This is a genomic window from Aliiglaciecola sp. 3_MG-2023 (assembly GCF_030548205.1).
In the GTDB taxonomy this organism is placed as follows: domain Bacteria; phylum Pseudomonadota; class Gammaproteobacteria; order Enterobacterales; family Alteromonadaceae; genus Aliiglaciecola.
This window is the reverse complement of record NZ_JAUORV010000001.1, coordinates 80,711-106,675: the sequence shown is the minus strand read 5'-3', so window position 1 is coordinate 106,675 and position 25,965 is coordinate 80,711. Positions and strand designations below refer to the sequence as shown.

The following is a 25,965-nucleotide window of genomic DNA, read 5'->3' as shown; positions in this document are numbered from 1 at the left end:
TTTAGGGGTTAGAGATCTATAGTTACTCTAACGTTGTAGTTAAATGTGAGGAATGGATATTGACCAGGGTATTGTTAAACCGCAAGCAAAATGAAATTATATTGACGGATGAAGTGGGATCCATTTCTATGCCTAGTCCATGGCTAATCACAGCAAAAAAAAATTCTGTCAGTCATATTTCTGCAGATAACATCCTGCAATTTTTGACTTCAATGGAAGCTGATTACACATTATTAAAATGGTTTGCTGCCTTAGAGGTAGGAGGCGAATTAATCATTCATGTACCAAACGCTGATTTCTATGCACGTATGTGGTTAGATGCGAGTTGGTCAGAGGAAACCTTAAGAGATATTCAATCTGATGCTCGACAATCTTTTTCTCATTTATGGGGTGCACAACAAACCGGCAACCCTCGCGATGAAAATTATGATGAACAACACCAGGATGTTTTTAAATCGGCATATAATAAAAAACGTTTAAACTTCCTATTAGAGCGTGCTGGGTTTATTGTCTCAGACATCAAAGAAACTGATGATGGTCAGTTGATCGCTAGTGCCATAAAATCTATGGATAAAGGTGAACGGCAAATAGCTACCGATTATAAAAATATTCGAGCAGATCATAAAAACCGTTATCAATTTGCTTGTGATCAATTAGCAAAACGACAACCGTCCCAAATACTTGATTTGGCTTGTGGTATTGGCTATGGCACCTTGATGCTAGCAAAAGCCACAGATGCCAAAGTAACCGGTGTTGATATTGAAAAAAATGCCATTGAATACGCCAATCTGTATTACCAAAATGACAATACTAATTTTATCTGTGAGGATGCAAAAAAGTGTGATTTACAAATAGCATCCTTTGATGCCGTTGTTTCTTTTGAAACTATCGAACATGTATCTTTTGATAGGGAATTATTAGCTATATTTTATCGGTCACTCAAAAAGGGCGGTACACTAATTTGTTCTACTCCAAATCAAGATGTTATGCCTTTCGATTCAGACAAATTTAGATTCCATGAAAAGCACTATACAAATGATGAGCTAGTTGAGTTATTGACCGGGGCTGGATTCGTAAAAATAGAACTTTTTGCACAACATGATCCTGTTGCCGGGAAGGTCGTAGCTGGAACAGATGGGCATTTCACAATAGCTACGGCGGTTAAACCTTAATATGGAAAATTTAAATAAAGAAATGGCTATCAATTTATACGTTGGTTGTGGTCCAGATATACGAGAAGGTTTTGTGCATTGTGATTTAAGACCTTTGCCACATGTCGATTGTGTTTGTAAAGCTTGGGAGGTGTCAAAACACTTCTCCAAGGTTGAGCATATATATTCTAGACATATGCTTGAACATTTAACTCAAGCTGAGGCTATGTTAACACTTCAAGATTGGTTTTCGGCACTTGCCCCAGGCGGAAGTGTGAGAATAATAGTGCCAAATATGGATTTTCACTGTCAACAATGGCTGAATGCAAAATGGAATGAAGAGACTTATTCTGAAAAACGGTCTGATGCGCGATACAGTGAAGGCGGTTTTTGGGGATGGCAAGCAGAATGTGATCCTCGAAAAGAAGACTATAACACTAGTTACTGGGATGTTCATAAGTCGGGATATAACCAACGTAAAATGCAATTTATTATGTCTAAAGTTGGATTTTCACAAGTTCAATGTGAAATTAAAGGTGATGTTCATCTAGTCACGAATGCAACAAAGACAGCCTAACGCATGCAGTATAAAGTATCGGTAATTATCCCCGTATTTAATTCTGAATTATATATTCGCAGATGTTTTGAGTCGCTTCATAAACAAACACTGAAAGAGATCGAAATCATTTTCGTTGATGATGGTTCTACCGACAGTAGTGCTGAGATACTTAAAAACTTAGCCGAACTAGATACTCGAGTGAAGCTCATTACTCAAACAAATAAAGGCACGGGGGCCGCGAGAAATGCTGGAATACGTTCAGCAAAAGGTGAATATATCGCTTTTATGGATAGTGATGATTCTGCTGATACGGAAATGCTTAATTTCCTTTTTCAAAAAGCTATGTTTGACAAAGATATTGTGGTTTGTGGGCACCAAGAAATTAAACCCAATAAGACTGTTAAAAAACATTTATTTTCGCCTGATTATAATGCAAGGGATTATTTTTCAGATATTGTCGCTTTAGTTAAACCCTCCGCAGTTTGGGCAAAGATTTATCATCGTGATTTATTTCTCAATAGTGAGTGTTTTTTCTCTGAAACCATCAGAAATAATGAAGACAATGCGACCTTATTGAAGCTACTTTATTTTGCTAACTCCGTTAATTTTGTATTTAACTCTTTGTATCAATGGTTTCGTTTAGAAGGGTCAAAAAGTCAGACTATAAATCCAATTAGAATCTCAGAAACCATAGATGTAATGAACGTGAGAAAAGGGTTTTTGCTGGATAAGGGAATATTTGAAACATATAAGCTTCCATTCTTACGAAGTATAATACGCACGATTAAAGTGAGGTTTAACAATATTGATAAATTTACCGTAGGGAGTGAACGCGAAGATCTTTTACGTCATTTTTATCAAGCACTTTGCCAACCTCAATTATTGTCTGAACAAACTCTACAGTATTTTAAATTGGCTATCCCATCAGAGTATTGGAATCTCATTTACAAAGCATTAGATGATTCAATAATTGTTGGAAGAACTGCATTTATCTCACTTTTTCCCAAAAATGATATTGCCTTAGCGAAGGCGAATTATGGGGCTGGAAAAGATCCTAAATTGGTCGGATTGGTTAAGAATATTAAAAAAAGTGGAATACGAAACTTATATATTTATGGTACCGGGGATACTTGGCTAAGGCTGAAAGCATGCCTACCAAAATCATTTATCATTAAAGGGTTTATTGATAAAAAGTTTGCAAAAAATGCTACAAAGAAAAAAGACGAATTTACCCTTGAGGAAGCTTTTTCTGTAATGAAAGAACCAAGCGTTATCGTTATAGCAAGTATATCTCAAGTCGAGCAGATCACTGATCAAATTTTGTTGGCTGCGAAGCGTTTGCGTCGAACGCCTCACGTTATTCGTTTTTTTGAATCCGAACCATGTTTGGAGGAACGTGACAATGGATAGTAAAACCTTTTTGCAGCAAAAGCTTGTAGAGGACAGTATCGAATATTTTGGTTATGACAATATTGCAGTGACCAAAGAGCTTGCTAGAATCTGGCACGATGATTCTAAGAATTTAAATGGTCGATGGAAAGAGATTGAGAACTTTGATGATCATAAGGGTAAAATCCTTGATATGGCATGTGGAGTCGGTACATTTCTGTTTTATGGGTTGAAAAAAGGTTATGACATATACGGAATTGAACCTGAAAAATGGAAGCTATCCTATATGGATATGAAAATGAAAGAGCTCAATTATCCCGACTATTATAGAGATAGAATTATTGAGGGAGTCGGCGAAAATATCCCGTTTGAAGATAACAGTTTTGACTATATCACTACCTACCAAACCTTAGAGCATGTGCAGAATGTAGAAAAAACCTTAAATGAACTGATCAGAGTATTAAAAGTTGGTGGTAAATTAAAAATTCAGGCCCCCGACTATAATAGTTTTTATGAGCCTCATTATGCTGTTCCATTTCTGCCTAGAATGAATAAAAAACTAGCTAAGTTATATTTGAAATTTTTGAATAAGCCAGCTAAAGGTTTAGATACGCTAAACTGGATAACAAGTCATAGTTTGAAGGAATATCTGGATAACTTCCCTAATCTCAAAATAGTTGATTTAGAAGAGCTATACTTTGAGCGTTATAGAAATAAAAGGTTTAAAAGCTCATTTCTTCCTAAATTTCTTTCAGATTTGGTGGCAAAAGTTAGCTTTTATAAATCTGTTTTCTTACTAAAAAAGGAAAAACAGATTAGGTTAGTAATATGGAAAGAATCTTAATTTAATAAGCGAATAAAATTATTGCTCTGCGTTAAAACCTATAAGTCGAATGGCTATATACCCATTTTAAAGCTTTTTATAATAAGGTCGATAAAAGTAAACCAGAGACGCGGTAATATAGCGTTATGAAACGTTCAAATTAGGTGGTAATCAATGATTCCGTTTAATAAACCAGCAAGAACAGGGCATGAAGATTCTTTTGTAATAGATGCTATGAATAGCTCTGCTATGTCCGGAAACAACAAATATACCCAACTATGTGAAAAATGGTTTGAAGAAAAACTAGACTGTAAAAGAGCTATGTTGGTCACTTCCTGTACACATGCATTGGAAATGGCCGCAATACTTCTCAATATTAAAGACGGTGATGAGGTAATTGTACCTTCATACACGTTTGTTAGTTCAGCTAATGCGTTCGTGCTACGTGGTGCAAAAATTGTTTTTGCTGAAATTGATCCCTTAACATTAAATATGGATGTTAGTCTCTTAGAAAGCCTTATCACTTCTAAAACAAAAGCAATCGTCCCAGTGCACTACGCTGGTGTTAGTTGTGATATGCATAAGCTTATGGAAATCGCCAATAAATATAATATCAAAGTGGTTGAAGATGCTGCTCAATGTATTGGTAGCAAATACAAAGAAAATCCAGTTGGCGTGCATGGGCATATTGCTACCTTCAGTTTTCACGAAACTAAGAATATTACGGCAGGTGGTGAAGGGGGAATGCTAGTTATCAATGATCCTGATTTAGTCGACCGAGCTGAAATATTAAGAGAAAAAGGAACGAATAGGCGCCAATTTTCTGAAGGCAAAGTAGACAAATATACTTGGGTAGATATTGGTAGTAGTTATTTATTAGGTGAATTGAGCGCAGCGTATTTGTATTCTCAGTTAGTAAACTTAAAGCAAATTCATGAAGGTCGGATGAAAAGTTGGAACAAATATTTTGAAATTTTGTCTGAAACTGAAGCTTTGGGTTATATACAATTGCCATCGATACCTGAAGCGTGCGAGCATAATGGACATATTTTTCACGTGCGGGTTAAGGATGTTCAATGTCGTAAAAGCCTGATCGATTACTTCAATACAAAAGGAATTGTAAGTGTTTTTCATTATGTTCCATTGCACAGTTCTCCTATGGGGATGAAAATAGGAGAGTGCCGTACCTCTATGAAAAACACGATAACTGAATCGCAACGCTTACTGCGCTTGCCTCTTTATTTTGGATTAAAAAATCAGGAAATTGAATACATTAGTCAAAATCTCAGTCAGTATTTCCAAATGTCTAACAGTAGTGTTCAGACCGTGATTGCCTAATGGAAAAGTGACGTAATAAACTGAATATAATGATTATTATATTCGAACCAAAGTAGTTTATATTTCATAACTGGTATGCAAAAAGCAATCGGCGCAAGATAGGGACGTTCATTAATTTGAGGGAGTTGATATTTATTCAGTGGTTCGAAGTAATCGATAATATCAGCCACCTTCTCTAGTTGTTTCTGTAGCTTTTATAATCGACTCATTCTGATTTTAAACATCAAAAAAAATTCAGTCACTGCGTTAAAAAATTGATGCTTGTGGAGCGGGATTTAGAGAGTTAAGTACTGCTACCAAATGATCCTTAAAGTTATTGTAAACAGTGAATCTCAGGGAACGACACAGCACAGATATAAATTGATATAATATGACAAATCTTGCGCTTTTATATGATGGCGCTTAGCATTTATATGTTAGTTTTTCCCTTTTAAGAGGCGATACATTGAAAGATATTATTTTAGAAAAATTTAACGAGGCTCTTGAACAAACGGATGTTGACCAACGTTTTGAGGATATCAATGATGATCAGGTTTTACTAGAGAGTGGGTTAGATTCACTCGGCTTTGCAATTCTGGTAGCGCTTCTTGAAGAAGAGTTAGACCTAGATCCATTTCAACAAATGAAAGATGCTGTATATCCGACTACATTTGGTGAATTTGTGGCGATTTATGAAAAATACTCTCTATAAGTCTAATCAGCTGATAGATATTGTAAAACGTGTTCCTCTAGATAGAATATTTCTTACTACCAAAGAATTACACTACACTTATAACGACATAGTGAAGCTAAGTAATCAATTTAAGTCTGAAAATCCCAGTTTTATTGGACGTAAGTGTGCAGTGATTTCTGATGATCGAGAGTCGTTAGCTCTATATCTCCCTGTTTTTGACAGTATTTTCCACACTATTCTGCTATTACCTAAAGATGCGGTGGAATATGAAGGTATTTTTTTGAAGTCCGCTGAAATTGATTACCTGATCCACCTTTCAGCGGGATTGGTGAGTCGTATCGTTGCGGTATCCAAAGTTCAAGTTGAACATGCTAATGAATCGTCTACATATATACTTGCGACATCAGGAACGTCTGGCGTACCTAAACTGGCCAGCTATAGTCTTGATACACTCGTTGCAACAGCAAAGAGTGATATTAATCAGGGAAAAAATTTCACGTGGGGATTAACGTACGATATTAATCGTTTCGCTGGTTTACAAGTTTATCTTCAGTCTATTTCATCCGGTTCGACCTTAGTTATTCCTTCAATATCAGCAACAATGACCGAGTTAATAACGCTTTTCTCTAGGAAATCAGTTAATTCCTTATCTGGAACGCCCTCATTTTGGCGTAAACTTTTGATGGCGCCAAGCCATGGCGCGCTTCAATTGAAGCGCATTACACTAGGTGGAGAAATCAGTGACCAGAGTGTTCTATCAGCCTTGAGTCAACGTTATTCCTCTGCAGTTATCGTTCATATTTATGCATCTACAGAGGCTGGTGTTGGTTTTGTTGTTAAAGATAAGAAGGAAGGCTTTCCAGTTTCTTTTTTAGCGCATAAGCCTGACCTAGAATGCCAACTTAAAATAACAAATGGAAACCTGTGGATTAAAAGTACAAAAGGTTGCTCAAAATACATAAATGGAAATCTTGATATAGATAGCGAGGGATTTCTTAATACTGGTGACATGGTAAAAATTGAAGGTGAACGAGTCATTTTTTTAGGCAGACAGAGCGGTGCTATTAATGTGGGTGGCAACAAAGTGATGCCTGAAAAAGTCGAATCAATTCTTGAGCATCATCCATCTGTGGCAATGGCAAAGGTTTTTTCAAAAACTAATCCAGTTTTAGGTTCTATAGTCGCTTGTGAGGTTGTTGTCGAAGATAGTTTTAAATGTCTTTCATTAGCTGCTGTGAAGCGAGATATTTTCTCATTTTGCAAACTACACCTAGAATCGTTTGAAGTACCAGTACTCTTGAAAAGAGTAGATTCAATATCTATTAATGCCACAGGAAAAAAGGCAAGAAATTAATGAAAAACATATTAATTACAGGCTGTGCAAAAGGGCTTGGGCTTGAAACATCTAAGATGCTTGCTAAAGCAGGATATAAAGTACTTGGAGTCAGCCGCACGCCTACTGACGACTATGAAAAAGTAAAACTAGAACACCCAAATAGCGTATTTTTTTATCAATTCGACTTTTATAACGTTAAAGGTATTTCCGCATTAGTAAAACAAATAACAAAAGAACATGGGCGAATTTTTGGATTGATCAACAACGCGGCAATAGGGCATGATGGAGTGCTTGCAACAATGCATGAATCTGATATTTCATCGCTGTTGAAAGTGAATGTGGAGGCTCCTATTCTCCTAACAAAATACGTTTCTAGATCTATGCTTCTTAACCGCAAAGGGCGTATTATTAATGTCGGATCCATCATAGGATCAACAGGATTTAATGGACTCAGTGTATATGGTGCAACAAAATCTGCGTTAACCGGTTTTACTAAGTCATTAGCTCGAGAACTTGGAAAATCACAAATTACAGTAAATACACTTGCTCCAGGTTATATGGAAACAAATATGACTAATGGTTTGATTGGAGATAAATTAGAAAAGATAAAAAGACGCAGTTGTTTAGGACGACTTGCTACTATAAAAGATGGAGCCAGCATGATGTTATATATACTTTCTGAAGATGCTGCAGGAATTACAGGAACTACATTTACAGTTGATGCTGGCAGTACCGCTTAAGGGAAAAAATGATAAAAGGAAGATATACTCCTTGGGATGAAAGTGTACTAAAAGTCAGAACTTTTGAAATTCAAGATATAGATTTAAGTGATGAAAAATTGTGTCTTGAACTTTTAAAGACTAATGATTTTTGCGATGCTAACCTAATTTACGGTAGGTTTTTATCTAGTAACTTAAAAATAAAAGAGGTATTACTAAAATCTGGGTATTTTATTTGTGAAACCAGTCTAATTGTTAACCTCAAAAAATTAGATACATATGTGTTACCTAGTATTTATGCTAGGAGAAAATTAGAATTATCTATTTTGGATAACACTGATTACTGGAAGATAGCTAATATTTCTCAAGATATGTTTAAGTATTCTAGATTTCATGAAGATCCTTTTATTCCTATAAATCGTGCGAATGCAAGAATGTCACAATGGGTTAATGATTTAGCAAATCAGGATGTTACCTGTTTAGTTAACAAGTCACATTCAAATGAAATACTTTCGTTTATGATATTTAAACTCATTAAAGGAAATAGTATCGAGCTCATTTTAGGAGGTAGTAAAAAAGGTTATGAACTTCATTCACCTTTCTTTTGGGGGAGCATAATTGACTATTTTAAACAAAGTGGTTATTTAAAAATCTCATCGACTATATCAGCAGCAAATATGGGGGTTCTATCGCTCTATCAAAATTTAGGTTTCAAAATCATCAAAGTAAATAATGATTACCACAAACATATTTTGATTTGATTTTTGATAGAATCGATTCAAGCTAAATGTTTTAAACTGATTTTATGTTTCAAAAATAATCACACAGAAGTTTAGTATATTATCAATCAATTACCTTTTATCAATTGAAAATTGATTGCCATTGTTTAACTAACATCTTTTCTGAATAGTGTTTTTTCAAATTATAGATATTGTTATTAATTTGCTTTTCACTCATACCTTCTAGAGATAACTTATTGGTATCAAATATTTGAATGTTCTGACTAGTTAGTAAATCCCATGTTGCTACCGATGGACGAATAAACACTTTTACCCCTAGGCTTAGCAACGTGATTAAAGTACCCATTCCTTGTTGTCTATTATGATCATAAATTGCGATATCTATGTTTTTTAGGTATGTCATATATTCATCAAAAGTTAAAAAATCCAATAAAGGTTTAAATTTTTCACCGAACAAAGATTGTCCATGTTCAATAACTTGATTTATATAACGCTTTCCCCCTATTTTTGCATAAGACAAGGGAACTATTACTTGGTTTATATCCGAGGAGTGTTCATATAATCTGTCGAATATCGCAATATGATTATTATTTAATGCTGCAGAATTTCCAACAATAATTTTCTTTTTATGATCTCTATTTATATTTATCGGTGCCTGTCTATATAAGTTACTAGTGTAAGCGAAGCAATTAATATGTTGACCTTTTGCCTGGTACGATTTTTTGATTAATGCAATATCCCCTTTAATATGGGTAACGCAATACCCCACATTTTTAATCACTTCTCGATGCTCCTCACTTTTTGATTCAGGTAAGTAGTAATCAGCTCCCCACATAACCCAGTAGGCTTTTTTTAATAAAATAGGGTTTGTGACTAACAAATGATTAATTTTATCTCGCCATAGACCGTGAAGAATAATTTTTTCTGCAGCTTTTAAAATGTTGGCTAAATGTAAAAAGTCATCATCGGTGTGCATAAATTTGACGTTATGGGAAGGCGTCAGTCCAAACTGATATTTTTCACTGGTGATATAAATGAATAAGTGTTCAGATTCGTCAAAATTTTCCTGAATAAAGTCCATGTAGGGGGGCATAAACTTTTCTGAGATCATAATGTGAACATATTTAATCAATTTTTTATCCCATGTTGAAGTAAATGTTATTATATGTCTGATTTCGCTAGTTTATTTTCTCGATGGCAAAACTTTGATTTTCACTAATATCCATAGTGAGATATTTTAAGCGCCAATTATGCGTTACGCAAAATTCATGTACCGCCTCAATAACGCCATAACGAAAAGACTTCGCCCAATTACCCATACTATAATCGTGACCAGCAATTATGCCACCGGGTTTCATTTTGGCGGCATAGAGCTCTAGTTCTAATTTGGTTTGTTTATATTTATGGGTGGTATCGATATAAATCCAATCAAAGTACTGATCAGGGAAATCTGACACTGCCTCATGGGATAGTTTTCGCTTAATCACCACTTCGTTCGCTTGAACTTGAGTGTTAAATAGCTGTTGAATATTATCCAGTAAGCCTTGGTTGTATCTTTGTGAGCCCCATACATCTACTAGGTATAGTTTGCTAGGGCTGGCATACTCCAAAATACATTTCGAAAAGCTGCCGGTTGCTACACCTAGTTCAACAGCAGTCCCATGCTTAGGTAATTTTTTCAAAAGCTCAATGCGATTTGTCAACATTTGGCAACAATCAATATGTTGCTCGAGCAAAGGAGTTTGTGGAATGTTTTGCAACTCCTTCGATTTCAGTTCACTTTGGTAATTGGCAAGATCTTTATTTACACTTTGTAGAAGGGGGTGCTCAGACGAATTAATATAATTGGTAATTTGAAGTGACTTTAAGGTTTCTATTATTTCCGCAGAGAATGCACTGCATATTACAATAAGATCAAAATCTACATTTTTTAATTCAGAATAGTGAAATACTTGATAACCGAGCAAATGCTGGTCACTTTTTTTAGGATTACTGTCAACAAAGCCCACTAAATTAAAAGTGATTAAGATCCCTGGGAGCTCTCTGATCGCTTTGTTTGATGTTCCGTATATAAGAACTTTTTTCATTTATATTTGCCTCGTTTTCGTTTTAGGCAGTTCACTTAGACAATTTAGGAAAGCGTTGCGACTTTTCGCAAATAATACTCTAAAGTTAAAAATCGAAATATTTCTGACACATAGTTGTACTTGAAAGACACAAGGTGTGGGGTTAAATATTCTTCAATTGCATCTATATCGGTAAATTCAGAATATTTTGAACCCTTTACGGATAATAAATCATTAATTTTGGTAAGAATTGAATCTTCTCTTATTTCTCGAGCGTAGTTGATATAGCCGCGAATAATATTTTCACTTTTTAGATACTGGCTTTGTTCTCCTAAAATCGTTTTGCGAGTTTTCTGCCAAGGAATATCTGTGAAGAAGTCAGGGAAAAACTTGAGTAACATTGCAGCATAAAGTTTGTTATCTTTTCTATATTCATCGGGAATGGACAATGCAAACTCCATAAGTGCATTGTCAAAAAAAGGTTTTCTTTGTTCTATTTTATCTAAACTATTAACCGTCCCCATATTGGTAAATCGTCTAACTCTATTCATAAATAGGTGGGGTTCGCTTTTATCTAGGTCATAGAAATCAGAGTCAAAGTGGGTCTTATCTGTTTGGTTTTTATAAAATAGTCGCATTCCCTCAGCTTTTGCTCTTGTGTTTAACGGTAACAATTTAAACCATCCCCCCCCACATACAACATCGCCAGCGTAACCGTTAAGGTTGATGTTAGCTTCCTTTGCAATATCATCTAAAAACTCTGAACCATGCATGTGTTCCATACTGAGCATGCCATCTGTTCGCCATATGGAATCAAACCTTGGCTCAAACCAATTGTGAGCTTTAAAATGGTATATTTTATGGTTCCAGTTTGTTTTTCTTGCAACAATTTTAGCAATTTCTATATCATCACAACCTTCGATTCCAAATGTAGATAGCGTACCTTTATAATCTGGATAAAGCGTTGTTACAGCAGCAACAATAGCACGGCTGTCTAAACCTCCACTTAAGGTTATACCCATTTTTTTGCTTGAATCAAATCGCTTTTTCACCGCGTCTAAAAATAGTTTGCCCAGTTCCTCTGTGGCTTGCTCAAAGGTAATATCTCTAGACTTGATGGCTGACCATTTCCAATAATGCTCTTCGGTAAGTGTTTTCGTCGATAGATCAAAAGTCATTATTGAGGCTGGTTTAATAAGCTTGATGTTTGAAAAAAGTGAGCGATCTTCTAAAACATATCCAAGTTCCAGAAACGAATCGACAGCAATGGGGTCGACATCTTTGCTTATAAACGGTAAAGCCAGCAGCGCTTTTACCTCTTGTGACCATGAGAGTCTTTGATTTTCGAAGCAATAATATAGAAATTTCATACCATATCTATCACTAATCAAATGAATTTTTTTGGTTACGTTGTCGTAAATTAACGCATTAAATAACCCGTCTATTTCAGCTAAAACAGATTTAAGCTGACCAGTTAAATAGGCTTCGGTTAATAACTGTTTGAAACTAATATTTGAATAATTGTATTTCTCACCTTCAATAAGTACATGAATTCCGTTGCTGGATATTTGTTCGCTATTGGAATTAGTTAAAAAAAGGTGGGATGTTTGGATTAAATCATCGTTTATTTCATCATTTGAATTAGTTGAGGTGATTTCGCACAGCGAGGACGTCATTAAGGGTAGAAAGTTATCACTAACTTGGCTTTTGGTGTAACCATATATTCCTGGCATATTAGTTTACTTTATCCATATTATATGTGTGACATTTCTGATTCAGTTATTTGAATTTGTTGTCGCTTAAACTCATCTATTTTGTTTTGAGATAAAACACCTAAAAGTAAATGCTTCATTTTAATGTCGCCTAATACAATAGTTCCTCTTGTCCCTGAGTAGCGAGATACTAATCCCGCGTCTTTAATCTCCGATATACAGATGAAGTGCCTAAAGTCTATTGCTACGAAACCTTCAGGTACAGTGTAGATGACTCTTTCGTTGAACTCTGAGGCATCAGAGGTGAATAGCTTAGGAATATAAAACGCGGTTTGGGTCACGCCGAAAGCTGCACGAATCGCGATACTGACAACGAACGCTAAGCTATTGAGAATTACTGGGCTATCAATATTAGGAAAGGAAATAAAGCTGGTAGTCTTACCTTGAATAATTGCAACGTCATTGCTTCTCGTGATACAAATCGAATTGTGTTCACCTCGAAGCCCTTGGTTAGTTTCATCTTCATAATATACAACAAAATCATACTTATTATTTGGGCCAACATCTGCACTTTTATTCGCAATTTTTAAGTTTTTTATTGTTGGTAAGTTTTGGGTATAGAGCCACGCGATACACTTTTGAAATTCAATATTATCTGATATTGCCAGTATCGTTTTACCTGCTATATGTTTAGGTAAGATTAGCTGCTCTCTTTTATAGGTTTTAAAGCCGGATGTATCAAAATAGTGGCAGTTTTCGCTTACTAAAATAAATGTTTTTAATTGACTGATGGTTTTTTTCCAATCGTTTAATAGTTGCCTATTACGCTCAAGTCCATTGGCATCGTTATCTACGTTGCTTGATAATTTAGTTAAAACCGCATTGGCATAATTCACAGTACCGTATAGGTAGTAAAACAGCAGAGACTTTCCTTGCTTATAGGAAGCAAATAACATTTCTTTTTGTTTATTGATTATGTGCTCTATGTCTTTTTGAGTATTCACTTCATTTTTTAAAAGTAATTCAAAATAACCGAGCTCTTTCATTAACCTTTTCTGAGAGAATTTATTTTCAAAACGTTCTATAAAGTTTGATGTTTTATTATTTGAAAAAGCCGCGGTTTTCATTTGGTTTACGGCTTGCTGCTTTTGCTCACTACTAGATAAAACCAGTATTTCATCAGTTCTTAATGGCTGAGTGTTGTTAATTTTTGCCCCGTCACTGCAATTATAAAAAGTTTGATCTTTGTTTTTTTGGTTTGTAACTTGCTCAATTACTTGCCTTGATACTTTAAACTCGTGCTTAGTATTTACAGTCGCTCTGAAATTTCCTGGCACAATAAGAGAAGTATTAGCAGAGTTCGTATATTGATAAATTTCTTCTCCATCTTCAAGGTAGTATGCAGAGGATTTCGAGTGGTGATGTTTAACATCTATAAATCCTAAATCTACACCTACTAAATAGATGCTAGTAAATCTCAATGTACTAAATAAATCACATACAAAATTACTTACAGTAGGAAATGCATTTCGCAATACTTCAAAGTGTTCTTGACCAAGCACGTTCAATGCTGAAACCGTAGATGATTCTCCTTCTTTGAACGCTACTAAAACTTCTTTGTATAATTCGCACGTATCAGGATGGATACCGTTACACGAAATTAATGTGATACTTCTCAAATAAGCTAAGTCATCTACTAAAGACGCCCAATCGAATGTGCTTCGATTTTGCTCAATTTCTGCATGAAAATCAGGTGTGATACCATTCCTATGCAGGGCCTGAAGTGCGGTCCCACAACTTACAACAATGACTTGCTCTCGCCATTCTTTAATCGCCGCTATAGAGCTATCCAACGACGGTCCATTGCCAACAATAAATATTGGGACTTCTTTGTCATCGTAGCTCAACTTTGCAGATGGGTTTTTAGTTAAAACTGGGATCTTTCGTCTCATTCCTTCTTTGGTATGAGCGATGCCATAATATGCATGATCAAAATATTCTCCCATGGATATAACCACTTGCAACTGCTCGCGAAGTTGGCCAATAGCACTGTTCAATGCAGAGTTATAATAGCTTTGATAGAAGTAGGTATTGTTTAAAATGTAAGGGCCAATGGAGTGGAATTGAGTTAATAAATCCCTGAATAAGTTCGTACCGTCATCACCAATATTAAGATAAATTCGTGCATCTGTTTTTTCAATTTTTTCGAAAATTGCGGTCCAATCAATGGCAAATAATGAGGCATAGAAAAAATCTGAGTTAGGTTCACAAATAAACAGCTTTTCTACTTTATGATCTGCCAACAAACGCTCTACCTGATAACCCACACCCAAACCAAACATGATGATAGATGCAACCGTTTCGGGTAATTCGCCAATTTCATCTTCGGCTTCTTTTAAAAGCTCTTCGGTTTTCTTTACAAATTTGTAGTGTTCGTAGTGGGCTAATTTGGTACCCGTATAACCTAAAACTAATCCATCTTTATTGGGTTGGGAGTAAAAGTTTTTGAAGTTTAATTCACAATCTTGAATAGGTGATTCACCATACCAAGTGGTGAGATTTTCTTTATTTAATAAATTAACTTCATTATCTTGATTATCAATAGGTAGCCAATTGACTGGAGTATAAGATTTAAATTGTTCATAAATAGCCGGATAGAACTTTTTAAACGCATTTAGGTTTTTACTAAATAGCGTTTGTTCTTCACAGACTGGTTTACATTTTTGAAGATCGATTTCTGGAGTCCAGCTAGGTACATAGGTGAGGTAATTTTCAGTAGCGCTGACTTTAAAGCCATTCTTTTTGATATCAGCCCAAGTACGCTTGGTTAGTTCATTGAAAATAGCGTCAAAAATTGGGTGGTTGTAGTGTTTGAAAATACGGAACTCAGAAATACCTTCATGTTCTTGTAATTGTTCTATATCTTCAATTAAATTTCGTCCATCTTTTTCTATTTGTAAGAAAATCCCAGTACCATTTTGTTTGGCTAATGCGAAAATTGAAGACCAATCAATGGCTAATGCCGAGCATTGAAAAAATTGAATCTGTGGTTCATAAACAATCAGGTATTTGATTTTGTGTTGACGAAGCAGCATCTCTAAATGCAAACCCAAACCACAGCCTAATACGACTAAGCATTCTATTTCTTCGTCTAACTGCGGCTGGCTTTGTCTATTTTGATATGCGGCAAGCTGATGAAAATCTAATGAAGATGAGGTTGCGCTTTCTGTATCTGATTTTACTTCGCTGCTTTGAGCTAATGTTATTTTTGGGCAGTGATGTTCAAAACGGCTTACTTGCTGGCTTACTTCGTTTAGAGGATGGAATCCATACAAGGTTCTTCCGATACCGTAATCTACGATATTAATTTCACCATACTTATTATTAAACAACGAGTGATTTTGCAGCGATGTAGATTTGATTGTCGGAACTAAAGAGGGAATATTACGCGCAAAGCTATTAATATTCTTGCGCTGCATTTCTACAATGGTTGCCGCTAAAGAGCGATCCAATTCTTGTTGTTTTTCTTCATCTTTTTCAATATGTAATCGTATATTTTTAAGCATGGTTTCTAATTTTTATGGTGCTAGACGTTAACTCGTTATTATCAGCCTGTGACGTCATTTGAATATTTGTCACTGTTAAACGGTTATCTTTTTGATATTTAATACTTAGGATGATTGTGACCTGATGATGGTATCGGAGTCAATTGAGTTTACTTGAATTGCATTTTCATGATAGATATTTATACATAGTTATGAATTTTAATACTTAGTTTAGACTGTGTTTATTGTCGGTTGCTTACTTTATCGGCAATATTTTGCTATCCTTAACACAAGGTGTAGGAGGAGAAAATCTATGATCAATCTTGATGCCAGTAACAATTCATCCGTTTTACAGCAGTTACAACAGAAACAAGAAACCTTGTTTGAAAAGTTGGCTTCAGGTAAGCGAGTGAATAGTGCTGCCGATGATTCTGCTGCACAACAAATTATCGATCGGTTAACTACCCAAGTTGAAGGTAATCGACAAGCTATCTCTAATGCATACGATGGCGTTTCCCTATCTCAGGTAGCCGAAGGTGGTTTGTCAGGTATTAATACCGATGTAAATCGAATTCGTGAATTATCCGTGCAAGCAGGGAACGGGATCTTAAGCGATTCTGATCGAGAAGCGCTGCAATCCGAAATTTCTCAATTGCAAAGTAACATTAGCCAAACCATTGAGCAGACCAATTTTGGTGGAAAATCTTTATTATCAGAAGAAGGTAACATTGATTTTCAAGTTGGTGCGAACTCAGGTCAGCGCATCGGTGTAGCGACGCAAGATGTGGCGGCACAACTTGATGATGTGCTAAATATTGATGTGTCCACGTCTGAGGGGGCTGAAGAAGCCTTAGAGATTACCGATAATGCCCTTGAATTTGTAGGTGGGGCTAGGGCGGATTTAGGAGCCACGCAAAATCAATTTGCAAGTGCAGCGAGAAACCTAAGTCAAACCGATGTTAATGTTTCTGCCGCCAGAAGTCGATTGCAAGATACCGATTACGCTCAAGCAACAGCAGACAATATTGCAGCTGGCATCCAAAGCCAAGCATCGCTTTCTGTGCAATCTCAAGCGAATCAGCAGCAAGGTCAAGTATTGTCTTTGTTGAGTTAATTCTCGATATAAGCGATTAATTGAACGTTTAAAATTAAATTTAATGATAAAGCAGCTTCGGCTGCTTTTATTTTGTTCAATTAATTGATTTTATTCATAAACATAAAAATTGATAGTTGCTATCCGACAACGAATGTTTAAAATCAAGACAGAATTGGTATGTGTGTTTCAATTTCATTTTATAGCTTACTGACACGAGTAAAAATATACGCTAATCTTTTAATAGACGGACTGCGGCAAATAGGTATTTTGTTATTGTCTATTTATAAGCAGAGAAGCTTGGCAAATATTTACTTGGAATTGACACACCCTTGAAAAAAAACAATAAAAATAACAAAGATGGGGAAAGGATGAGCACAATTCTGATTATCAGCGGGCATATGTCGCGCGCCAATAATCTCAAAACAATCTTGTCTTTTTTAGGCGAACGTTGTGCGATGGTACCTTTTTCTGAAGCAATGTCTTCGTTGAAAAAACAAGACAGCTTTGAAGCTGTAATCATCGATTTTGACTCCCCTGAGCTGACCGATGATGTGGTAAGCAAATTTCCAGCCCAACCTTTTATTGTGATTGGCAATGCCCAAGCGAATGCTGAATTTAGAGCTAACATTGTTGGGCAACTAGAAGAGCCAGTAACCTATCCCGTTTTGACTCAGATGCTTCATCGATGTCAAGAGTACTTGCGTAGACGCCCCGCTAAAAGCACCAACACCAGTAAAACCAAGTTATTTCGCAGTTTAGTGGGAAAAAGCGAAGAAATTCAAAATGTCCGACATTTAATCGAGCAAGTATCAAGCTCTGACGCGAATGTGCTTGTGTTAGGTGAGTCTGGCACGGGTAAGGAAGTCATCGCCCGAAATCTGCATTTTATGTCGAATCGGAACAATGGTCCGTTTATTCCAGTTAATTGCGGCGCTATTCCTGCAGAACTGTTAGAAAGTGAGCTATTTGGTCATGAAAAAGGCGCATTTACAGGGGCGATAAACGCACGTAAAGGGCGTTTTGAGTTAGCCGAAGGTGGCACCTTATTTTTGGATGAAATTGGTGATATGCCTCTGCAAATGCAAGTTAAATTGCTGCGAGTGTTGCAAGAGCGGCAATATGAGCGAGTAGGAGGGAACAAACCCATTAAATGTGATGTGCGCATTGTAGCCGCTACACACAGAGAACTTGAAAACATGATCGCCGAAGGATCATTTCGAGAAGACCTATATTACCGATTGAATGTTTTTCCCATTGAAAGTCCAGCATTGAGAGAACGCAAAGAAGACATTCCGCTGTTGTTGCAGGAACTAGTTTCACGGTTAGAACAAGAAAATGAAAAGTCTTTACGTTTTACCGAAAGTGCAATTAATTCTCTGGTCGAACATCTGTGGCCGGGCAATGTCCGTGAACTTTCTAATTTGGTGGAAAGGTTACTGATTTTATATCCCAACCAAGTGGTGGATGTAACGGATTTACCCTCCAAATACCAATATACCGATGGCGACAATTTCGAACCAGATTACCCTGAAGAGTTATTGGAACGTGAGGCAATAATCGCCTTGTTTAACGATACCGGTGATAGTGATATAAGCGAAGGTGATGAAAACGAATTTGCTGATCTCGACGAAAATCAGGAAATAGTTCAAAAAACTGACTTGAATGCCAGTTCAGCCTTGCCTTCAGACGGTATGAACCTGAAAGAGTATCTCTCAGAATTGGAAATCAGTATGATAAACCAAGCCCTAGACCAACAAGACGGGGTTGTTGCAAGAGCGGCAGAAGTCTTAGGTATGCGTCGAACTACCTTGGTCGAAAAAATGCGTAAATATGGAATAGTCCGCGATTAGAACGGCTGTACTTTTTGCCATGTTGGTAACGCATCTTGTTTAATCTTTATAACCCCTTAAATCCTCTCCCGTCATTTTGTTGACGTTCAACTCTCCGTTTGCAACGGTATAACTTATTGATATGTAGGGTAAAATAATTGGCATGGGATATGCTAATCTCACGGTAAGTAATATTTTTGACGTGAGGACATTATGGCGCTCGACAGTGCATTCAACATATCGTATGAAGACGAACACCGGGAAATAAGCTGTACTTCCTCGTCTCGCTCACGTGAGCGTGCATCGCAGTTTGTTGCACCTCAGGCGTCATCAACTTCAACTACAGAAGTTTCCAAGCAAGAATTTGAGCAGTTAAAAAGCCAGGCTACCAGACTGGAACATTTATTACAGGTAATGCCGGCCGGGGTTGTCGTGATAAATGGACAAGGACAGGTAAAACAGGCGAATGCTTTGGCCAAAGACTTGTTGGGTGAGCCATTAGAAGGCCAAGCGTGGCGTAAAATTATAGCTCGTTCGTTTAAGCCCCAAGCCGATGATGGCCATGAAGTTTCGTTACATGATGGTCGAAAAGTAAAATTATCTATTACCCCTTTAACTGCCGAACCCGGACAGCTTATTGTACTCACTGATCTAACTGAAACCAGACAACTGCAACAGCGAATTAGCCACATGCAACGTCTGTCTTCTTTAGGCAAAACCGTGGCTTCCATCGTCCATCAAATTCGTACGCCTTTATCTGCAGCGGTTTTATACGCTTCAAATTTAGCTAGCAATCAACTTAGTGACAGCGCACGGGAGCGCTTTGGTGAAAAGTTAATGTTGCGGTTAAAAGATTTAGAAGGGCAGGTAAACGATATGTTGTTGTTTGCCAAAAGTGGCGAAGAACAAGTTGTACAAAATATCTCTATTGCCGAACTCATATCAGAACTGACGGTTTCCGCAGAGAATATGGTTCAGCAAGCTAATGCCCAGTTAATTGTCAAAGATATTGATCCTCAACTAATGATCTTAGGCAACAAACCCGCACTTTTAGGGGCGCTGCAAAATATTATTCATAATGCAATTCAAGTACAGCCTGAAGATTGTCAAATAGCGATTAGTTGTTTACACGATGATCAACAGGTGAGTTTGCACATTCAAGATAATGGGCCGGGTGTGGATACACAGTGTTTAAATCGCATTTTTGAACCTTTTTATACCTCTAAAAGTCATGGCACAGGCTTAGGGTTATCGGTAGTTGCTACTGTGGCTAAGTCCCACGGTGGATCGGTTACAGTGTCAAATATGCCGGGCTCAGGAGCATGTTTTAGTCTCATGTTACCAATCATTAAATCAAGTCAAACAACTAAACAGGCTTTGGGAGAGAAATCGTGAGTCAAACCAGCATACTAATTGTAGAAGATGATGCCGGGTTAAGAGAGGCATTAGTCGATACCTTATTACTAGGGGGTTATGAGGTTATCGAGGCCAACTCGGCTGAGCAAGCGATGGTCAAACTAAGTTCACACAAGGTCGACTTGGTAGTGAGTGATATTCAAATGGGCGAAATGAGTGGCCTAACTCTATTGCGCAGTATCAAAAATAAATTCCCTAGCTTACCAACATTACTTATGACAGCTTATGCAACAATAGATGATGCGGTTCAAGCAATGCGAGATGGCGCAACTGATTATCTGTCAAAACCCTTTAGTCCTGAAGTGCTGTTAAATTTAGTTGGCCGATATGCACCAGCTCAACAAGTGGAATCTCGCAATCCTATCGCTGCCGATCCTACCAGTATCAACTTGCTCAATTTAGCCAAAAAGGTTGCTGCTTCAGATGCGACTGTGATGGTTTTGGGGCCAAGTGGTTCGGGTAAAGAGGTTTTGGCGCGATATATTCACGACCAATCTAACCGCAAAGACCAGCCTTTTGTTGCCATTAACTGTGCAGCTATACCTGAGAATATGCTAGAGGCGACCTTATTTGGTTATGAAAAAGGTGCGTTTACAGGAGCGCTACAAGCTTCTCCTGGTAAGTTTGAATTGGCTCAGGGTGGCAGTATTTTACTCGATGAAATCACTGAAATGGATCTCGCATTACAGGCAAAACTATTGCGTGTTTTGCAGGAAAAAGAAGTCGAAAGGTTAGGGGGGCGTAAAACCATTGCCTTAGACGTACGCGTGATTGCCACTAGTAATCGCGATTTAAAACAGGTTGTCAGCGATGGCAAATTCAGAGAAGACTTGTACTATCGATTAAATGTATTCCCTTTGATGTGGCATCCGTTGGATAAGCGAGCAGGTGACATAGTGCCGCTGGCTGAACACATGATAGAAAGACACTATAAAGGTAATCAACCCGCGCCTAGCTTGACGGCTTCGGCTAGAAGTAAGTTAATGCAGCATGTATGGCCTGGTAATGTTCGAGAGTTGGAAAACGTGATCCAACGCGCCCTTATTTTGTCTGATGGAGAAAGCATTGACGCCAATGATTTGATGATTGAAATTGAGACTGGCCAAACAATTATCACCGAACAAGAAAACCCAACTGAAGTGGATGACAGTAAATTAGGCAGTGAATTACGTCATCAAGAACATCAAATTATTCTCGACACACTGCAATCTTGCAATGGTCGTCGTAAAGATGTGGCGGAACGCTTGGGGATCAGTCCCAGAACCTTACGCTATAAATTAGCGCGTATGCGTGAAGTGGGAATTGAACTTCCCGCTTAGTAATACCACTTTCACTAATAGCCGTTAATTAACGGCTATTTTTTTACATCCTCCATCGAGATTACCCCTCGGTTTTTCTCCATTTTACGTTATTCCCGGAAATGGTTAACCAGCCATTAAGTTGGTTATCGGTTAAATCCTATAAAACAACTCCGTCAATAAAATGACAAATACTCTAACTTGCTGATATTTATAGGTTTTAAAGTTTGGCACTGAGATTGCTTAGTTAAGCTATAGCTGTAATAAATTCGTGCTTTGCCATTTTTTTTTGACATACGCAAAGCCTTTTGATTTGACCACCGGAGCGACACATGGAAATCAAAGCACAATCTTTATACCAAGAAATGCAGGCAATGGCGTCAGGTGCACAAATGGATGTTGCACAGCTTCCTGGCACTAACCCTTCTTCTCATAATTTTGCCGAAATGTTAGGGCAGGCAATTAATACTGTGAACGATATGCAACTGGATGCGAAAGACAAACAAATCGCATTTGAGATGGGTGATCCGAATATGAGTTTAGCTGACGTGATGTTGACCAAAGAGAAATCCGGCATTGCTTTTGAAGCTACTGTACAGGTACGGAACAAAGTACTAGAAGCGTACAAACAAATCATGAACATGCCCGTTTAACATAGCAAGAGGATAACTCGTGGCCGAGGCAACTAGCACTGAGCTTGCACTTAGTGACAATGACAACTATTCAGATTCAACAGAATTAGAGCATAAATCTGGTTTTATGGACGCATTAGGCAATGTCGATATAATGCGTCAAGTAACCATAGTGATTGCCCTGGTGATCTGTATCGCTATTGCTATTTTTATCGTTATTTGGGCACAAGAACCTACTTACCGTCCATTGGGTAAAATGGAAACCCAAGAGCTCATTGAAACCCTTGATTACCTTGATCAAAATTACCCAGATTACATTCTTGAAGGTAATGTGGTTAAAGTTCTAGAAAGTGACTATAAAGCGATTAAATTAAATATGACTCGCCAAGGGCTCGCTTCTTCTTCGGAAAACACCGGTGCTGAAATCATCATGCAAGATATGGGTTTTGGGGTGTCACAGCGAGTAGAAAAAGAGCGCTTAAAGCATGCTAGAGAACAGCAAATCGCCCGCACTATCGAGGAAATTAACGGGGTTAAACGAGCCAAAGTGCTCCTTGCGTTACCGGTTGAAAATGTTTTTGCACGGAGAGAGAAAAAAGCCAGTGCTACAGTCGTGGTGACTTCTGGACGGGGCTCTAGCTTATCCAATGAAGAAGTTGACGCTATTATTGATATTGTGGGGTCGGCAGTGCAAGGAATGGAGCCTAGTCGCGTTACAGTAACAGATAGCAATGGCCGGTTACTGAATTCTGGTTCTCAAGATGCCGCCTCTGCGCGCTCTAGAAAAGAGTATGAATTAGAGAAGCAACGGGAAAATGCCTATTTAGAAAAGATCGATTCGATATTAATTCCGGTTCTTGGATTGGGAAATTATACTGCCCAAGCTGATGTAACCATGGATTTTACCGCAGTTGAACAAACTCAGCGTCGCTACAACCCTGATTTGCCTGCAATACGCAGTGAAATGTTAGTGGAAGAAAACAGTGTAGGTGGCGCAATCGCCGGCATTCCTGGCGCGCTAACCAATCAACCTCCTTTAGACTCTTCAATCCCCGAAAATGCCACGGCTAGCAATTCACGAACTACCTTACCGGGTCGAAATTCAAAAGAAGAAACGCGAAACTACGAGTTAGATACTACAATTAGTCATACCAAACAGCAGACTGGTTTCATTAAGCGGTTGAGCGTGTCTGTTGCAGTGGATTATATCACTAAGGTTGCAGAAGATGGTACGCAGTCAACATCGCCTAGGGAGCAACAAGAGTTACTCAATATTCGTCGCTTGTTGCAAGGTGGTATCGGCTTTGATGTTACTCGTGGTGACTCTTTAGAGGTGGTAAGTATTCCCTTTAGTCGGGAAAATGATTTTGTACCCGAAGTGGTGCCTTACTATAAAGAAGAATGGTTTGCGCAAACGGTAAAAGTAGCGGCGGGTGCCCTTATCATTATCGTATTAATATTTGCGCTGGTTAAACCTATGTTGAGTCGACTTATTAATCCTCAAGATACCACTGAAAGCGATGATTTTGATGTCGATAGCGCATTAGACTTAGGTGATGAAACTATTAGTATGCTGTCTCAGGAGTTTGATGAGGGGCAAGTTGGTTTTGCTGCAGACGGTTCCTTGATGTTACCAGATTTACATAAAGATGAAGATGTACTAAAAGCGGTTCGCGCATTAGTTGCTAATGAACCTGAATTATCAGCTCAGGTAGTAAAAGGCTGGTTGATGCAAGATGAGTAGGAATAGACATGCCTGAAGAAGAATTACCTGAATCCAGCGGCTATGACGTTGGAAAATTAGAGGGTGTAGATAAAGCCGCCATTTTACTTCTGAGTTTATCAGAAGAAGACGCTGCGCAAATTCTTAAGCATTTAGAGCCCAAACAAGTCCAACGTTTAGGGCAAGCAATGGCGCAAATTGATGATATGACGCAGCCAAAAATTACCGCTGTGCATAAACATTTTATCGAAGAGATTCAAAATTACAGTACCATTGGTTTCCAAAGCCAAGACTTTGTGAAGCGTGCATTGACTGCAGCCTTGGGCGAAGACAAAGCGGCCAACTTAATTGATCAAATTCTAATGGGCAGCGGAGCTAAAGGTCTCGACTCCCTTAAGTGGATGGACTCTAAGCAGGTTGCCAGCATCATTCGTAATGAACATCCACAAATTCAAACCATTGTTATGTCTTATCTAGATGCAGAGCAATCTGCGGAAATTCTGGCTCAATTCCCAGAAAAAGTGCGGTTAGACTTAATGATGCGGGTAGCCAACCTTGAAGAGGTGCAACCGGCAGCCTTGCAAGAATTAAATGAAATTATGGAGAAACAATTTGCCGGTCAGGCAGGTACACAAGCCGCTAAAATGGGCGGCTTGAAATCAGCGGCAGATATCATGAACTATCTCGATACCAATATTGAAGGCCAGTTGATGGATGCAATACGTGAACAAGATGAGGAGATGAGTCAGCAAATCCAAGACTTGATGTTCGTCTTCGACAACCTTGCAGATGTAGATGATCGCGCTATTCAAGCAATATTACGTGAAGTTCAACAAGACTCATTGCTCAAGGCAATCAAAGGCGCTGATGATGAGCTGAAAAACAAAATTACCAAAAATATGTCTAAACGAGCCGCTGAAATGTTGATTGATGACCTTGAAGCACTCGGACCTGTGCGTATAAGTGAAGTAGAAACTGCCCAAAAAGAAATTTTATCGGTGGCCAGAAGGTTAGCTGATTCTGGTGAAATAATGCTTGGCGGCGGTGGCGGCGAAGAGTTCCTATAAAGTAGCCTTTAACACGCTTGCTTTTAGTTAATGGTATTGATGTGACGGAAAAAAATGTGACTGATAAAGAGACAGATGAAAACACCTTAAGTGACGAAGATATTGCCGCTTGGGAGTTGCCGATCTTAGAAGAAACATTTGATGCTAATGCCAACAAAACCAACGTATTTGATCGTAAGCGTACGTGGAAGTATGAACCGCCAGAGGTAGAAGAAACGGTTTTACCGCCCACTGCTGAAGAAATAGAGCAAATACGAGAGTCCGCATACAAAGAAGGTTTTGAACAAGGTAAAAAGCAAGGTCATGAAGCCGGTTATGCAGAGGGTAAAGAACTTGGTTTACAAGAAGGCAAAGAGCAAGGGCTGAGCGAAGGATTAGAACAGGGCTTGGCTGAGGGCAAAGAGCAAGTTGAGTCGCACATTGAGGTATGGCAGTCTTTAATGGAGCAATTACATCAACCCGTATCCCAAGTTGAAGACGAATTACAATCTGAATTAATCAAACTGGCCGTTTCTTTAGCCAAGTCAGTGATAAGAGCAGAAATACAAACCAATCCCGAAATCCTATTTAATGCTCTAAACGAGGGCTTAAAAGCACTGCCTATCCATGAATCTCAATATACCATCCACATGCATCCCGAGGATATAGAGCTGGTCAAAGAACGTTTTTCTGCAGAGCAAATAGAAAAAAATGCCTGGGTGTTTGTGGAAAATCCGAGTATGTCCAGAGGAGGCTGCGATATCAGCACGCAAACCAACGCAGTTGATACTTCGGTTGAACGACGAGTGAAAGACGTGTTAAACAAGTTTTTGCTAGAACAAGGACTTAGCGATATAGAAAGCGAGTCTTAAAG

21 protein-coding genes are annotated in these 25,965 nt (G+C 37.9%); 17 read left to right on the top strand and 4 right to left on the bottom strand.

Features of this window, described 5'->3' with window-relative positions; translation table 11 throughout:
• The first annotated feature begins 59 nt into the window (after window positions 1-59).
• From Q4574_RS00500 to Q4574_RS00460, 9 genes are all read left to right on the top strand, one after another.
• Entirely contained in the window at window positions 60-1,172 is a 1,113-nt protein-coding gene (locus tag Q4574_RS00500) for a bifunctional 2-polyprenyl-6-hydroxyphenol methylase/3-demethylubiquinol 3-O-methyltransferase UbiG (RefSeq protein ID WP_303470226.1), read from the top strand.
• A 1-nt stretch (window position 1,173) separates the two neighbouring features.
• Window positions 1,174-1,728, top strand: coding sequence for a hypothetical protein (locus Q4574_RS00495; RefSeq protein WP_303470224.1), 555 nt, complete (start codon window positions 1,174-1,176; stop codon window positions 1,726-1,728).
• A gap of 3 nt (window positions 1,729-1,731) precedes the next feature.
• The gene (locus Q4574_RS00490; protein WP_303470222.1) at window positions 1,732-3,120 is read left to right on the top strand and encodes a glycosyltransferase family 2 protein; all 1,389 of its coding nucleotides are present in this window, start codon (window positions 1,732-1,734) and stop codon (window positions 3,118-3,120) included.
• On the top strand, window positions 3,113-3,943 hold the full coding sequence (locus Q4574_RS00485) for a class I SAM-dependent methyltransferase (RefSeq protein ID WP_303470219.1): 831 nt from the start codon (window positions 3,113-3,115) through the stop codon (window positions 3,941-3,943). The genes Q4574_RS00490 and Q4574_RS00485 overlap by 8 nt, the downstream gene beginning before the upstream one ends.
• Window positions 3,944-4,096: 153 nt before the next feature.
• Window positions 4,097-5,260 carry a dTDP-4-amino-4,6-dideoxygalactose transaminase gene (gene rffA / locus Q4574_RS00480; protein WP_303470217.1) on the top strand — a complete coding sequence of 388 codons (1,164 nt, stop codon included), beginning with the start codon at window positions 4,097-4,099 and terminating at the stop codon, window positions 5,258-5,260.
• A gap of 454 nt (window positions 5,261-5,714) precedes the next feature.
• The gene (locus tag Q4574_RS00475) at window positions 5,715-5,951 is read left to right on the top strand and encodes an acyl carrier protein (protein ID WP_303470831.1); all 237 of its coding nucleotides are present in this window, start codon (window positions 5,715-5,717) and stop codon (window positions 5,949-5,951) included.
• Window positions 5,932-7,287 carry an AMP-binding protein gene (locus Q4574_RS00470; protein WP_303470215.1) on the top strand — a complete coding sequence of 452 codons (1,356 nt, stop codon included), beginning with the start codon at window positions 5,932-5,934 and terminating at the stop codon, window positions 7,285-7,287. The genes Q4574_RS00475 and Q4574_RS00470 overlap by 20 nt, the downstream gene beginning before the upstream one ends.
• Window positions 7,287-8,009 (top strand): SDR family NAD(P)-dependent oxidoreductase, encoded by a 723-nt coding sequence (locus Q4574_RS00465; protein WP_303470213.1) that lies wholly within the window; start codon window positions 7,287-7,289, stop codon window positions 8,007-8,009. Before Q4574_RS00470 ends, Q4574_RS00465 begins: the two co-directional genes overlap by 1 nt.
• A gap of 8 nt (window positions 8,010-8,017) precedes the next feature.
• Window positions 8,018-8,749: a hypothetical protein gene (locus Q4574_RS00460; RefSeq protein ID WP_303470211.1), complete on the top strand. Its 732-nt coding sequence runs from the start codon at window positions 8,018-8,020 to the stop codon at window positions 8,747-8,749.
• Window positions 8,750-8,849: 100 nt separating this feature from the next.
• Here Q4574_RS00460 and Q4574_RS00455 read toward each other — a convergent pair whose 3' ends face one another.
• From Q4574_RS00455 to Q4574_RS00440, 4 genes are read right to left on the bottom strand one after another with little or no spacing between them, the layout of a single operon-like run.
• Window positions 8,850-9,860 (bottom strand): TDP-N-acetylfucosamine:lipid II N-acetylfucosaminyltransferase, encoded by a 1,011-nt coding sequence (locus tag Q4574_RS00455; RefSeq protein ID WP_303470209.1) that lies wholly within the window; start codon window positions 9,858-9,860, stop codon window positions 8,850-8,852.
• Window positions 9,861-9,906: 46 nt separating this feature from the next.
• Entirely contained in the window at window positions 9,907-10,815 is a 909-nt protein-coding gene (locus Q4574_RS00450; RefSeq protein WP_303470207.1) for a class I SAM-dependent methyltransferase, read from the bottom strand.
• Between the two features lie 44 nt (window positions 10,816-10,859).
• A complete protein-coding gene (locus Q4574_RS00445; protein WP_303470205.1) occupies window positions 10,860-12,527 on the bottom strand; it encodes an asparagine synthase-related protein in 1,668 nt (555 codons plus the stop codon).
• A gap of 20 nt (window positions 12,528-12,547) precedes the next feature.
• Window positions 12,548-16,072, bottom strand: coding sequence for a 6-hydroxymethylpterin diphosphokinase MptE-like protein (locus tag Q4574_RS00440; protein WP_303470203.1), 3,525 nt, complete (start codon window positions 16,070-16,072; stop codon window positions 12,548-12,550).
• A gap of 292 nt (window positions 16,073-16,364) precedes the next feature.
• Between Q4574_RS00440 and Q4574_RS00435 the strand changes: the two genes are divergently transcribed.
• The 8 genes from Q4574_RS00435 to fliH all read left to right on the top strand — a co-directional run bounded on the left by Q4574_RS00435 (window position 16,365) and on the right by fliH (window position 25,963).
• Entirely contained in the window at window positions 16,365-17,165 is an 801-nt protein-coding gene (locus Q4574_RS00435; RefSeq protein WP_303470201.1) for a flagellin, read from the top strand.
• A gap of 350 nt (window positions 17,166-17,515) precedes the next feature.
• Window positions 17,516-18,997: a sigma-54 dependent transcriptional regulator gene (locus tag Q4574_RS00430; protein WP_303470199.1), complete on the top strand. Its 1,482-nt coding sequence runs from the start codon at window positions 17,516-17,518 to the stop codon at window positions 18,995-18,997.
• A gap of 192 nt (window positions 18,998-19,189) precedes the next feature.
• The gene (locus Q4574_RS00425; RefSeq protein ID WP_303470197.1) at window positions 19,190-20,371 is read left to right on the top strand and encodes a PAS domain-containing sensor histidine kinase; all 1,182 of its coding nucleotides are present in this window, start codon (window positions 19,190-19,192) and stop codon (window positions 20,369-20,371) included.
• Window positions 20,368-21,711 (top strand): sigma-54 dependent transcriptional regulator, encoded by a 1,344-nt coding sequence (locus Q4574_RS00420; protein ID WP_303470195.1) that lies wholly within the window; start codon window positions 20,368-20,370, stop codon window positions 21,709-21,711. Before Q4574_RS00425 ends, Q4574_RS00420 begins: the two co-directional genes overlap by 4 nt.
• Before the next feature lie 311 nt (window positions 21,712-22,022).
• Entirely contained in the window at window positions 22,023-22,343 is a 321-nt protein-coding gene (gene fliE, locus Q4574_RS00415; protein ID WP_303470193.1) for a flagellar hook-basal body complex protein FliE, read from the top strand.
• A gap of 19 nt (window positions 22,344-22,362) precedes the next feature.
• Entirely contained in the window at window positions 22,363-24,066 is a 1,704-nt protein-coding gene (fliF, locus tag Q4574_RS00410; RefSeq protein WP_303470191.1) for a flagellar basal-body MS-ring/collar protein FliF, read from the top strand.
• Window positions 24,067-24,074: 8 nt separating this feature from the next.
• Window positions 24,075-25,112, top strand: coding sequence for a flagellar motor switch protein FliG (fliG, locus tag Q4574_RS00405; RefSeq protein WP_303470190.1), 1,038 nt, complete (start codon window positions 24,075-24,077; stop codon window positions 25,110-25,112).
• 41 nt (window positions 25,113-25,153) lie between these two features.
• Window positions 25,154-25,963: a flagellar assembly protein FliH gene (gene fliH, locus Q4574_RS00400; RefSeq protein ID WP_303470188.1), complete on the top strand. Its 810-nt coding sequence runs from the start codon at window positions 25,154-25,156 to the stop codon at window positions 25,961-25,963.
• Window positions 25,964-25,965: the final 2 nt, after the last annotated feature.